This window comes from Alitiscatomonas sp., assembly GCF_037242085.1.
Lineage (GTDB): Bacteria > Bacillota > Clostridia > Lachnospirales > Lachnospiraceae > Alitiscatomonas > Alitiscatomonas aceti.
On sequence record NZ_JAXXBR010000051.1, the window covers coordinates 19,458 to 32,508 of the forward strand.

9 protein-coding genes are annotated in these 13,051 nt (G+C 55.9%); all 9 read left to right on the forward strand.

The annotated features are described in order from the left end of the window. Nucleotides 1-251 precede the first annotated feature (251 nt). Nucleotides 252-1,346: an S-layer homology domain-containing protein gene (locus WIH05_RS03600; protein WP_215653527.1), complete on the forward strand. Its 1,095-nt coding sequence runs from the start codon at nucleotides 252-254 to the stop codon at nucleotides 1,344-1,346. Nucleotides 1,347-1,363: 17 nt separating this feature from the next. Further along, on the forward strand, nucleotides 1,364-3,157 hold the full coding sequence (locus tag WIH05_RS03605; protein ID WP_337424984.1) for an HlyD family efflux transporter periplasmic adaptor subunit: 1,794 nt from the start codon (nucleotides 1,364-1,366) through the stop codon (nucleotides 3,155-3,157). A gap of 16 nt (nucleotides 3,158-3,173) precedes the next feature. Continuing rightward, nucleotides 3,174-3,902, forward strand: a complete 729-nt coding sequence (locus tag WIH05_RS03610; protein WP_022274673.1) for an ABC transporter ATP-binding protein — start codon at nucleotides 3,174-3,176, stop codon at nucleotides 3,900-3,902. After that, nucleotides 3,886-5,070 (forward strand): ABC transporter permease, encoded by a 1,185-nt coding sequence (locus WIH05_RS03615; RefSeq protein WP_022274674.1) that lies wholly within the window; start codon nucleotides 3,886-3,888, stop codon nucleotides 5,068-5,070. Before WIH05_RS03610 ends, WIH05_RS03615 begins: the two co-directional genes overlap by 17 nt. An 80-nt stretch (nucleotides 5,071-5,150) precedes the next feature. Further along, entirely contained in the window at nucleotides 5,151-6,158 is a 1,008-nt protein-coding gene (locus tag WIH05_RS03620) for a dipeptidase (protein ID WP_022274675.1), read from the forward strand. Nucleotides 6,159-6,296: 138 nt separating this feature from the next. Next, nucleotides 6,297-7,928 (forward strand): SH3 domain-containing protein, encoded by a 1,632-nt coding sequence (locus WIH05_RS03625; RefSeq protein ID WP_022274676.1) that lies wholly within the window; start codon nucleotides 6,297-6,299, stop codon nucleotides 7,926-7,928. Nucleotides 7,929-7,997: 69 nt separating this feature from the next. Further along, nucleotides 7,998-8,711 carry an ATP-dependent Clp protease proteolytic subunit gene (locus WIH05_RS03630; protein ID WP_022274677.1) on the forward strand — a complete coding sequence of 238 codons (714 nt, stop codon included), beginning with the start codon at nucleotides 7,998-8,000 and terminating at the stop codon, nucleotides 8,709-8,711. 168 nt (nucleotides 8,712-8,879) lie between these two features. After that, nucleotides 8,880-12,116 (forward strand): DNA translocase FtsK 4TM domain-containing protein, encoded by a 3,237-nt coding sequence (locus WIH05_RS03635; RefSeq protein ID WP_337424985.1) that lies wholly within the window; start codon nucleotides 8,880-8,882, stop codon nucleotides 12,114-12,116. Nucleotides 12,117-12,194: 78 nt separating this feature from the next. After that, on the forward strand, nucleotides 12,195-13,051 hold an 857-nt coding region (locus WIH05_RS03640; protein WP_337424986.1), incomplete at its 3' end, for a formate--tetrahydrofolate ligase.

A 13,051-nucleotide genomic window follows, 5' to 3' on the forward strand; every position in this document is an offset into this window, starting at 1 on the left:
GAGTTCTTCCAGAAGCTGGAGCCGTTGGAACCGGCCCCCGAAAGTCAGACTTAGATCTGGCCTTGGGGGCCATTTTTTTTCGCCCGGCATAGAAGAGTTTCTGGCCGCAGCTGCCGTAGGACACAAAAACACAGAAAGTTCATAAAATCCCGCCGTGCCCTTCACAGATTCAACACATTCATCTGGTAAAGTTTACATGTTTTATAAAGTTTCCTTTATGATTATAAAATAAATATAAAAGGAGAGATCGTATGAACCGAGGAAAAGCCATGGCGGTGCTGGCAGCCGTATGTGCCGTGTCGGCGGGAATGACTGCAACGGCCTACGGGGCGGAAAGCACCTTTGAAATGAAGAAAAAAGTGGTGAGCCTGCTGGGGATCCTGACTACCAGCGACCGGAATGCAGAGGTAACAAGGGAAGAATTTGCCGGGATGCTGGTAAAAGCTTCATCCCAGAGACAGAGCTATGGAGCGGCAGTCACCGGCGCGGTGTTTGCCGACGTGGCTGCCGGCAGCCAGTACGCCTCCGCCATCCGGACGGCATCCTCCAACGAGTGGATGAGCGGCTTTCTGGGCGGCAATTTTAAGCCGGAGGAGGGCGTGACCTTAAGAGACGCGGCCAAAGGGGTCCTGGGCCTGTTAGGTTATACCAACGAGGACTTTTCCGGAAATCTCAACGGGAACCGGATGGCAGAATTTTCCGCCCTGTCTCTGGACTCCGGGATCTTCAGGAACCAGGATGAGGTCCTGACCAGGGAGGACTGCATCCATCTTTTTTACAACCTTATGAAGGCCCAGATGAAGGAGGGAGGGCAGTATGGAAGCAAGGTGTTCGATCTGACCTACAACTCTGATGGGGAGGTGAACACCTCTTCGATCCTGGACAACAGCCTAAAGGGGCCGAAGATCTTAAACCAGGGCAGCCGGAATCTGAAGCATCTGGTGCCCTTTTCCCTGGATAAGGCGGTAATGTTCCTGAACGGCGAATCCTCGGATGAGATTGAGATCAACGATTACGCCACTGTGGTCTATTACCATGAGGAGACAAAGACGATCTTTGCCTATTCCAGCGACGGAGAAAATAAAGGAGCCACTGACGGCCGCATTAAGGCCATCTATTATTCGGCCTCAGACCCCTTTACACCGGTGTCGGTGGTGTTAAACTCCCATGATCAGGATAATTCGGAGGATGGGGATGTGTTCACCATAAACGGCTCAGAGCTCCAGTATCTGTTTTCTGTCTATGGCGATTACGGTGTGGGCGACGATGTGGCCATTGTATGGGAAAAGAGCGGTACCGAAGAAAATCCTACCTATACGGTGGTAGACGTTGTGGGAGATGAATAAAAGGAGCAGTCATGAGTATGGAAGAAAAGAAAGTCATTAAAAAAAAGAAAAAGAAAAAGGGAGCCAGAACAGCAGTCATTCTGGCCCTGGTACTGGCGTCGGGTGTCGGCGGAGCCTTCCTGTGGAAGCAGAAAAAGGCAGCCGGAGCGGCAAAAACAAACGACCAGGTGCAGACGGCGGAGGCAGCGGTCATGGACATCACCTCAGAGCTGACGGCATCCAGCTCCCTGTCTCCCAAGGATACCTATGAGGTCACATCCCTGGTGGAGGGCGAGGTATTGGAGGCCCTGTTTGAGGAAGGAGATGTGGTGGAAAAGGACCAGGTCTTATACCGGATCGACGCCTCCTCCATGGATTCAGATTTAAGCTCCGCGGAAACCAGCCTCTTAAGGGCCAGGGAAAGCCAGCAGTCGGCCCAGGAGGATTATAATGAGGCGGCGGGAACGCTTTCAGGAAATACATATAAGGCATCTGTCTCCGGATATGTAAAGACCTTATATATCAAGGAGGGCGATAAGGTTTCCAATGGGACAAAGCTTGCAGATATTTATGATGATTCTGTCATGAAGCTGACGGTTCCATTCCTTTCGGCGGAAGCGGAGCAGATCCAGGTGGGAAGTCCGGCAGTACTGACTCTGGAGGATACGGGAGAGGAGCTCCAGGGAATCGTGACGGTGGTCAGCAGTATGGAGGAGACGCTTTCCGGGGGCCGCCTGGTAAAGGCTGTGACCGTGGAGGTGGAAAACCCCGGAGGTCTTACAACTCTGGTACAGGCTGCGGCAGCTGTGGGAGAGGCTTCCAGCTGTGAGCCTGGGACCTTTGTACCAAAAACGGAGACGACCCTCAGCGCGGACCTGTCCGGCCAGGGAAGCCTGGAGGTGGAGAACCTTCTGGTTTCCGAAGGAGCCTCTGTGGACAACGGGACCGCCCTCTTTAAGGCCACGGACCAGTCGGCTGCAAAGTATCTGGAAACCTTTAAGGACGCCCTGGAGACTGCCGGGGATAATGTGAAAAATGCAGAGAATAAGCTGGAAAATACCCAGGATACCATCGGAGACTATACCATTACCGCCCCCATTTCCGGCACTGTCATTACGAAAAACGCCAAGGCCGGAGATAAGATCACCAAGGGGACCAGCGGGAATACGGTGATGGCTGTGATCTATGATCTGTCGGCCATGACCCTGTCCATGTCGGTGGATGAGCTGGATGTGGGGAGCGTGAAGGCCGGGCAGACCGTGGAGATCACCGCCGATGCTGTGGAGGGGGAGACCTTCACAGGCACGGTCACCAATGTAAGTCTGGAGGGAAGCTATTCCAACGGCGTTACCAACTATCCGGTGACAGTGACCCTGGAAGAGACGGGAGACCTGCTTCCGGGTATGAACGTGGATGCCACCATTATCCTGGACAGCGCCCAGGATGCCCTTTGTATCCCGGCGGGAGCCCTTATGCGGGGAAACCGGGTATATGTGAAAAAGGATCCGTCCTCCAGCCAGACGGACCAGACGGAAGGAACAGAAGACGGCTCCGAAGAAGCGGCTCGCGGCCAGTCCGGCGGCTCCGGTCAGGGCCAGTCCGGCGTACCCGACGGCTTTGAGGCCGTCCAGGTGGAGACCGGAATCATCAATGATGATTATGTGCAGATCCTTTCCGGGCTTTCCGAGGGAGATGAGGTCTACGTGGATCCGGATTCTGGCTCTGGCACCAGTATGGATATGATGATGATGGGACCCGGCGGCATGGGCGGCGGAATGGGAGGCGGCCCCGGCGGCGGAGGCGGCGGCATGGGCGGCGGCCCCAGACCATAAGAAGGGAGTGCGGTCCATGGAAAAAAACACAAGCGCAGGAAAGATCCCTCTGATCCAGCTGAAGGACATCTATAAGATCTACCAGATGGGGGACGAGGAGGTGCGGGCCAGCGACGGGATCTCCCTTACCATTGAAAAGGGAGAGTTTGTGGCCATTGTAGGAAAATCCGGCAGCGGAAAATCCACGCTGATGAACATCATCGGAGCCCTGGACGTTCCCACGGAGGGGGAATACCTTCTGGACGGCCAGGACGTAAGCGATATGACGGACAACCAGCTGGCCCAGATCCGGAACACCATGATCGGCTTCGTATTCCAGCAGTACAATCTGCTTCCAAAGCTGAACCTTCTGGAGAACGTGGAGCTTCCCCTCCTTTACGCGGGCATGGATCCCTGGGACCGGAGGGAACGGGCCATGGAATCCCTGGAACGGGTAGGACTGAAAGAAAAGTGGAGGAATTTTCCAAAGCAGCTTTCCGGCGGCCAGCAGCAGAGGGTCTCCATTGCCAGGGCCCTGGCGGGAAATCCGTCGCTGATCCTGGCCGACGAGCCCACCGGCGCCCTGGATTCCAAAACTGGCCGGGAGGTTCTGGATTTTTTAAAGAAGCTCAACCGGGAGGGAAATACCATCGTTATGATCACCCACGACAGCTCCATTGCCCTGGAGGCAGAACGGGTGGTGCGGATCATAGACGGCAGGATCAATTTTGATGGGGATGTGAAAGAATATGCTGCAATCATTTAAAATGGCTTTGAAGAGTATCTGGGGAAACAAGATGCGCTCCTTCCTCACCATGCTGGGGATCATCATTGGGGTGGCCTCTGTGATCATCCTGGTGAGCATCGTCAACGGATATATGTCTTATATGACGGAGAGCTTTGCCAGCATGGGCGTTAACCAGATCACCGTCAATTACAGGTCCCTGCCATCAAGGACCATTGATGTGGAGGAGTTTTACGAATTTTATGAGGAGAATCAGGATCTGTTCCAGGGAATGACGCCCAGCGTTTCCGTAAGCGCCACCGTGAAGCACGGCAGCGATACCATGGACGCCACCACCGTAGGCGGATACAGTGAGGATCAGCTCTCCATCAAGGGGTATGAGCTCTCCTGCGGAAGGAACCTGCTGTATTCGGATATGGCCTCCCGCCAGAAGGTGGCCGTGGTGGGAGCCTATGTGGCGTCGGAGCTTTTTGGAAGCCCGGAAAAAGCCCTGGGAGAAAAGATCAAGCTCAACGGGGATAATTATACAGTGGTGGGCGTTGTGGAGCAGCAGACGGAAAGCGCTGCGGACTTTGACGACGGCTGTACCGACGATTTCGTGTGGATCCCCTATTCCCGGGCGGCCAAGATCGCCAGGAACGCCGTCATAAGCAATTATACCTTTACCTCCTATGACATAAACGATACGGATGCCTGTACGGCAGCCCTGGAGGAATTCTTATACAGCAAAATGAAAAATGACGATCTGTATTCGGTGACGGCCATGAGCTCCCTGATGGATACCTTAAACGACCAGATCGCCATGATGTCCATGATGTTAGGCGGCATTGCCGGGATCTCTCTTTTAGTGGCCGGCGTGGGCGTTATGAATATCATGCTGGTATCGGTCACAGAGCGTACCAGGGAAATCGGTATCAGGAAGGCTCTGGGAGCCAAAAAACGGGTGATCCTCCAGCAGTTTGTCATCGAGGCGGCTGTGACCAGCACCATCGGCGGTCTGGCGGGAATCCTGCTTGGCTCCCTGGCCAGCGTGGGGATCGGTATGCTCATGGGAATTGACGCTCCCCCTACGGTTTCAGCAGTGCTGGTATCCTTTTCTGTTTCGGTGGGCATCGGCCTGGTATTTGGCTATATGCCGGCCAGCCGGGCGGCGGGACTGAATCCCATCGACGCCCTGCGGAGCGAATAAGGGACAGAGAAAGAAGGTGACAAATGCCCATTCCTGGATTATAATGGGGAAAGACAGAATGATTGGGAGGTACATAGAAAATGAAAGTTGCAGACATGCACTGCGATACCATTGCTGAGATCTATGCAAAACGCCAGGCAGGAGAAGAATGCGGGATCTTAAAAAACAACCTGCACATCGACCTGGAGAAAATGGAGCGGGGGGATTATGCGGTACAGAACTTTGCCGTATTCGCCCATATGGAGAACCTTAAGGGGAAAATGCCCCTTCCGGAGTATGCGCTCCGTCTCATCGATACGTTTTTCACAGAGCTCCGCAGATATCCGGACCGGATCGGGATCGTAAGAAGCTTCCGGGACATTGAAAAAAACATGGCGGAGGGACGTATGTCCGCCCTCCTTACGATGGAGGAGGGAGCCATCTGCCAGGGAAAGCTGGAATATCTCCGGATCTTTTACGAGCTGGGCGTCCGTATGTTCACCTTTACCTGGAATTTCCCCAACGAGCTGGCGTACCCCAACCGGTATGAATATCTGGGACCGGGACAGGATTCCTTCGTGCCGGAAACAGAAAAGGGGCTTACGGAAAAGGGCTTTGAATTCCTGGAGGAGATGGAGCGCCTGGGGATCATTGCCGACGTGTCCCATCTGGGCGATAAGGGGATCCTGGATGTGATCAGCCATGCGAAGCGTCCCTTTGTGGCCAGCCATTCCGGCGCCAGAGCCGTCTGCCGTCACTGCCGGAACCTGACGGATGAGATGATCCGCGGGATCGGGGAAAAGGGCGGCGTCATGGGCGTCAACTATTTTACGGAATTCCTCCGGGATAAGGAAAAATTCGGGGATCCCATGAAAACATCCCTGGACGATATGGTGGCCCATATCCGCCGCATCATCCGTGTGGGCGGGATCGATTCCGTGGGCCTGGGATCGGATTTTGACGGAGCGGCCGTGTCCATGGAGATCACCAATGCCGGAGACATGCAGCTTCTGGCGGCCCGGTTGGAGAAGGAAGGCTTTTCCACAGAGGAGATCGAGAAGATCTTCTATAAAAATGTTTTCCGTGTCTACCGGGAGATCCTGAAATAAAGGCCGGATGGCTGGAAAAATGGAGGATGAAGGAATGCGTCCTGGGAAAATACTCCCGGACGCATTCTTTTCTTTTGCTTTTTTCGAGCTTTTATGGTAGACTTATAACCAAATGAATTTCTATGGAGTGTTTTAAGAATGAAAGATGAAGGAAATGTAGCGGATTATATGGCGTCCTTAAACCGGGCCAGGAGGCGGAGACGGAACCGTCCGCCCTATGGAAAATATGCGCTGGCTGCCGCGGTGGTCTGCGTGGCTGCGGCCGGGATCTTTTTCGGCGGGAGGGCCGTAAAGGGATATATGGATAAAAAGCCGGCGGCAGCAACGGAAACCTCTGAGGAAGGGGAAACGGGCCCTGAAGCCGGGACTCTGGATGAAAGCGCGCTGGCCGCTGAGGAGGCCTCCCGCCAGGCCAGGGATGCGGAGCGGCTTGCCAACGCCCAGGCTGTGGTGGATTCCTATGCCAATATCGGGGTCGTCCAGGTGTCCGGCTATCTGAATATGAGAAAAAAGCCGGAATCCGGTTCCCAGGTGGTGGGAAAGCTCATGGACGGCAGCGCCTGTGAGGTCCAGGAGACCCTGGACGGCTGGTATCACGTCAATTCCGGCGGGATCGACGGCTATGTGAGCTCTGAGTATGTGATCACCGGCGATGCTGCAAAGGAAAAGGCCCTGTCCATGGTCACAGACCGGGCGGTGGTCACCACCGACAATCTGAATATCCGGGAGCAGCCCTCCACTGACTCCAATATCGTGGGCCAGTGCTTAGAGGGAGAGCGGTATGAGATCCTGGGAGAGGAGGACGGCTGGTACCAGATCGACGGCGGCTATATCTCCTCTGAATTTGCGGAAAAGCGTTTTTCCTTAAATGAGGCAAGAAAGCTGGATGTCCGCGCCATGGTCCTTAATTATTATGACAATCCCGGCGTGTCCAATGTGACCAATTACCTGAACATCCGCCAGGGAGCCGGAAAGGACGAGAAGGTGATCGGAAAGCTCCCCAGCTATGCCGGCTGCGAGATCCTGGAGGATACGGGGAACGGCTGGTATAAGATCCGTTCCGGCAACATCACCGGTTATGTGAGCAGTGAGTTCATTCTCACCGGAGATGCGGCCCGCCAGGCGGCCATGGAGCACGCGGAGCTCATGGCCATTGTCAGCACCGACCGGCTGAACGCCCGGACGGAGCCCAGCACCGATGCGAAGATCTGGACCCAGATCTCCAACAATGAGAGATACCATGTGGCCGAGCAGTTAGACGGCTGGGTAAAGATCGAGTTCGACGAAGGCGGAGAAGGCGACGGGGCCGATGAGGTATCTGCGGCCTACGTTTCCACCGATTATGTGGATGTGCGGTATGCCCTGGCAGAGGCCATTAAATTCTCTCCGGCAGAGGAGAGCGCCTCCCTCAGAAGCCAGATCGTAAACTACGCCATGCAGTTTTTGGGAAATCCCTACGTCTGGGGCGGGACAAGCCTCACCCGGGGAGCCGACTGCTCCGGCTTTACCATGTCAGTGATGAAGCATTTCGGCATTTCCCTGCCCCACTATTCCGGGGACCAGGCCAAGCGGGGCACCCGGATCAAATCCAGCCAGATGAGGCCTGGAGACCTGATCTTCTATGGCAACAGCCGTGGAAAGATCAACCACGTGGCCATGTACATCGGCAACGGCCAGATCATCCATGCGGCCAGCAGAAGGAGCGGGATCAAGATCTCTTCCTGGAACTACCGGACGCCCTTAAAGATCGTGGACGTCATCGGCGACTGATCCTGAATGCATAGAAAGCTCCTTTTTCACACAGAATAAGAAAAACTGTGTGGGAAAGGAGTTTTTTTTATGGGAAATGATGCCAGCGAAAAAAAGGACCAGGAGGAACGGATCCGGGAAAACGGCCAGGTGACCCTGGGAGGCGGGAGGAAGGGACGGATCCATCTGCTGTCCATTATCGGGGAGATCGAAGGCCATGAAAACCTGTCGGGCAGCACTAAGACCACCAAGTATGAGCATATCCTGCCGGAGCTTGCGAAGGTGGAGGACGATCCGGACATCGACGGGATCCTGATGCTCATCAATACGGTGGGCGGAGACGTGAGCTGCGGACTGGCCCTGGCGGAGATGCTGGCGTCCTTAAGCAAGCCCACGGTCTCCCTGGTCATCGGGGACAGCCATTCCATCGGCGTGCCCCTGGCTGTGGCTTCGGATTATTCGTTTATCGTACCCACGGGCACCATGATGGTCCATCCGGTGCGGATGACCGGAATGGTCATCGGAGCTGCCCAGACGTATGATTATTTTGAAATGATCCAGGACAGGATCCTGAGCTTTGTGTCGGAACACAGCCGTATTTCCTACGACGGCTTAAAGGCGCTGATGCATAATACCAAGATGCTGACCCGGGATCTGGGGACGGTGCTGGTGGGAAAGGATGCGGTGGAAAAGGGACTCATCGACCAGGTGGGCGGGATCCGGGAGGCCCTGGCGAAGCTTTACGGGATGATCGGGGAAACAGGTTCTTCCGGAAGAAAGGGGACCGGGGAAAAGCAGGCATAAAACTGGCAGGAGCCTGCTGCAGGGGAGGGGGCCGGGCCTTCCGCCTGCGGCAAGGCTTTTCCGGCTCCCGGATCCCATCCCCCAGATAGAAGTTGCAATTTCCAGAAACTTTATGTATACTATTTAATGAGGGTTTTTGCCCTGATTTTTAGATAGGGGGCTTTCATTTTGGCTGGAAGTAATACAAAAAAGAAGACAACGGCATCAGGAAAGACAGCCGGGAAGAAAACCGCGGGAACGAAGACGACGGCGGCAAAACGGACAGGGACAAAGAAACAGGAGACGGACAGCAGCTTTTTACAGTCTGAGGCAGTGATCCTGGGGACCTTTGCCGTCTGTGTATTTTTATTTTTGAGCAATTTCCATATCTGCGGCATGCTGGGGGATATGTTCAGCAGCATGCTCCTGGGAGTGTTCGGGAGCATCGGATATGTGGCGCCTGTCCTTTTATTTTTAGGCACTATCTTTTATGCCTCCAATAAGGGAAATATCCGGGCCGTTTATAAGATGCTGGCAGTGGAGGTGCTGCTGATCGTGCTCTGCGGACTGGCGCAGCTTATCTTCGGCGGCGGATACCAGGAAGGCCAGACCTTTAAGGAGATCTATGAAACAGCCGGGGAAAGCGGCATGGGCGGCGGCGTCATCGGCGGCGCGCTGGTGCTGGCGCTCCATAAGACTGTGGGCGCCACCGGTTCTTACATACTGCTTCTGGTGTTCATGATCCTCTGCCTGGTCTGCATCACGGAGAGATCCTTTGTGATGGCGGTTAAAAAAGGAAGCGGAAAGGCTTACCAGTACGCCAGAGAGGATCACGAGCGGAGAAAGGAGATCCGCCAGGAGAAGAAAGAGGAAGAACGGCTTTTGCGGGAGGAGCAGAGGGTCCAGGGAGTCAATCTGCACTCTACGGATCTTTCAGCCGGACGGCCGGAGCGGTTTACGCCGGATATGGCCATGCCGGTGACAGAGGAGGATCTGGCCCGTTTCAGCGCGGACAGAAAGCCGGAGGAAAAAATGGAAACGGCTGTGGAACGGGAGGAGAAAGCCCGTGCGGCGGCCAGAAGAGACCGGGAGGAGCGGAGAGCGGCCCTGGGCATCCCGCCCCAGCCGGAGCCGTCCCCTGTACAGGAGGAAAAGGAAGAGACGCGTCCGGATCCGGCAGATGTATTCCGCGGAAATATCACCATGGCCGGAAAGGAGCCGGAAAAGGAGACAGTTCCCTTTGACGAGGATCTGTCCCTTTCCAGGCCCCGCAGGGACGAGGATGTATTTCTGAGCCGCAGCAGCCGGGACTTTGAAGATATGGACGTATTCCCGGAGGGAGGAAGGCCGTCCATGGAGCAGACGGCGGCACAGGCTGCTTCTGAAGCCATTCCGGAGGCTGAGACGTTCACGGAGTCCTGGGAGGAGCCGGGAGAGACCATGGCAAAACCTGGAAAGACAAAGAATGCTCCGGCAGAGCCGGAGGACGACGGCTACTGGCTGGATGAGGATTATGACGGGAACGGGAACCTCCAGAATGCGGAAAAGGACCAGACCGGAGAGCTGGAGTCCCTGGCAGAGCTGGATACAGAGCCTTATGCGGTGACAGAGGATTACTGGGAGCCTGTATCGGTCCAGCCGCCCCATGACGCCAAAGAAGAGCCGGAGCCTGCGCCTGTTTTCCCGGAAGAAGAGGAGATCCAGGCCGGCCGGGTCCTGTCCGGAGCGGAAACAGAAAATACCGGGGAGATCCCGGTCCTCCAGAAGGCAGAGGAGAAAAAGCAGATCGTCACTGCCGCCGGGAAGGTCATCGAGACCGATGCGGAGGAGATCATCCGCCAGAAGGCGGAAAAGAGGAGGCGGGAGGCGGAGGCAGCAAAGGCTGCCGAAGAGAGGCAGGCTGCCGATGCCGCTGTGCGCCAGGAGATCCAGAAAAAAGAGGAAAAACCCAGAAAGCCCTATGTGGCCCCGCCGCTGGAGCTTTTGAAGAAGGGGCCTGGGGCGGCCTCCGGCCAGTCAGAAAAGGAATTTAAGGAGACGGCCATTAAGTTACAGCAGACGCTTCGGAATTTCGGCGTGGGCGTCACCGTCACCAATATCAGCTGCGGGCCCACTGTGACCCGGTATGAGCTCCATCCGGAGCAGGGAGTGAAGGTCAGCAAGATCCAGTCCCTGGCCGACGATATCAAGCTCAACCTGGCGGCCACCGACATCCGGATCGAGGCTCCCATCCCCGGAAAGGCGGCTGTGGGCATCGAGGTCCCCAATAAGGTCAACAGCATCGTGTATCTGCGGGAGCTTCTGGAGAGCCCGGAGATCAGGCAGCACCCCTCCAGCCTGGCCTTTGCCGTGGGAAAGGACATCGGCGGCCAGCCGGTGGTGGCGGATCTGGCAAAAATGCCCCATCTTCTGATCGCCGGCCAGACCGGCTCCGGTAAGTCTGTGGGCATCAACACCATGATCATGAGCCTGATCTACCGATCCTCGCCGGAGGATGTGAAGCTGATCATGATCGACCCCAAGGTGGTGGAGCTTTCTGTTTATAACGGGATCCCGCACCTTCTGATCCCTGTGGTCACGGACCCCAAAAAGGCTGCGGGAGCCTTAAACTGGGCGGTGGCAGAGATGATGGACCGGTACCAGAAGTTCGCCCAGAGCAATGTAAGAGACTTAAAGGGATATAATGCGAGAGTGAAGAGCCTTATGGAGGCCGGGGATGTGCCTGCGGACCAGATCCCTGCAAAGCTTCCCCAGCTTGTGATCATCATCGATGAGCTGGCAGATCTTATGATGGTGGCGTCCAGCGAGGTGGAGGATTCCATCTGCCGTCTGGCCCAGCTGGCCAGGGCCGCCGGGATCCATCTGGTGATCGCCACCCAGAGGCCGTCAGTCAACGTCATCACCGGCGTCATCAAGGCCAACGTGCCCTCCAGGATCGCTTTTTCAGTGGCTTCCGGCGTGGATTCCAGAACGATCCTGGATATGAACGGAGCCGAAAAGCTTCTGGGCAACGGCGATATGCTGTTCTATCCGTCGGGCTATCCCAAGCCCTTAAGGGTCCAGGGAGCCTTTGTGTCCGACCAGGAGGTCTCCCAGGTGACGGATTATATCAAGGAGCAGAATGAGGATACAGGCTATGACAGATCGGTGGAGCAGAAGATGAACCAGGGCGGAGGAGCCGGAGGTGCTTCCGGCGGCAGTGACCGGGATACCCTGTTCTTTGATGCAGGAAGATTTATCATCGAAAAGGATAAGGCTTCCATCGGCATGCTCCAGCGGATGTTCAAGATCGGCTTCAACCGGGCTGCCAGGATCATGGACCAGCTGGCCGAGGCCGGGGTCGTGGGAGAGGAAGAGGGCACCAAGCCCAGAAAGATCCTCATGTCCATGGAAGAGTTTGACGCCTTCACAGAGGCAGGCTATTAGCCGGAAGGAAGGCGCGGAGATGGATCGGATGCCGGAAACGGCGTGAAGATACAATGAAACAAGAAGAGGAGAGGGACTATGAAAACAGATATCGAAATCGCTCAGGAAACGAAAATGCTGCCCATTAAGGACGTGGCTGCCCAGTACGGGATCTCTGAAGACGATCTGGAGCTCTATGGAAAGTATAAAGCCAAGATCTCCAATGAACTCTGGAATGAGGTCAGGGAAAGACCCGATGGGAAACTGGTGTTAGTGACTGCCATCAACCCGACTCCGGCCGGAGAGGGAAAGACCACCACCAGCATCGGACTGGCCCAGGCCCTCACAAAAGCGGGAAAGAAGACCATGCTGGCCTTAAGAGAGCCGTCCCTGGGACCGTGCTTCGGGATCAAGGGAGGAGCTGCCGGCGGCGGATACGCCCAGGTGGTGCCCATGGAGGATCTGAACCTGCATTTTACCGGTGATTTCCACGCCATTACCACGGCCAACAACCTGTTAGCCGCTCTTCTGGATAACCATATCCAGCAGGGGAACGCCCTGGGCATCGACACCCGGCAGATCCTCTGGAAGCGGTGCCTGGACATGAACGACCGCGCTTTGAGAAATATCGTGATCGGACTGGGAGCCAAGGCCGACGGCGTTGTCCGGGAGGATCATTTCGTGATCACCGTTGCCTCTGAGATCATGGCCATCCTCTGCCTGGCCACAGATATGGACGATCTGAAGGAACGTCTGGGAAGGATCGTTGTGGCATATAATTTTGCAGGAGAGCCGGTGACTGCAAAGGATCTCCATGCGGTGGGCTCCATGGCCGCTCTTTTAAAGGACGCCTTAAAGCCCAACCTGATCCAGACCCTGGAGCACTCGGGAGCCCTGGTCCACGGCGGCCCCTTCGCCAACATCGCCCACGGCTGCAACAGCGTCATGGCCACCAG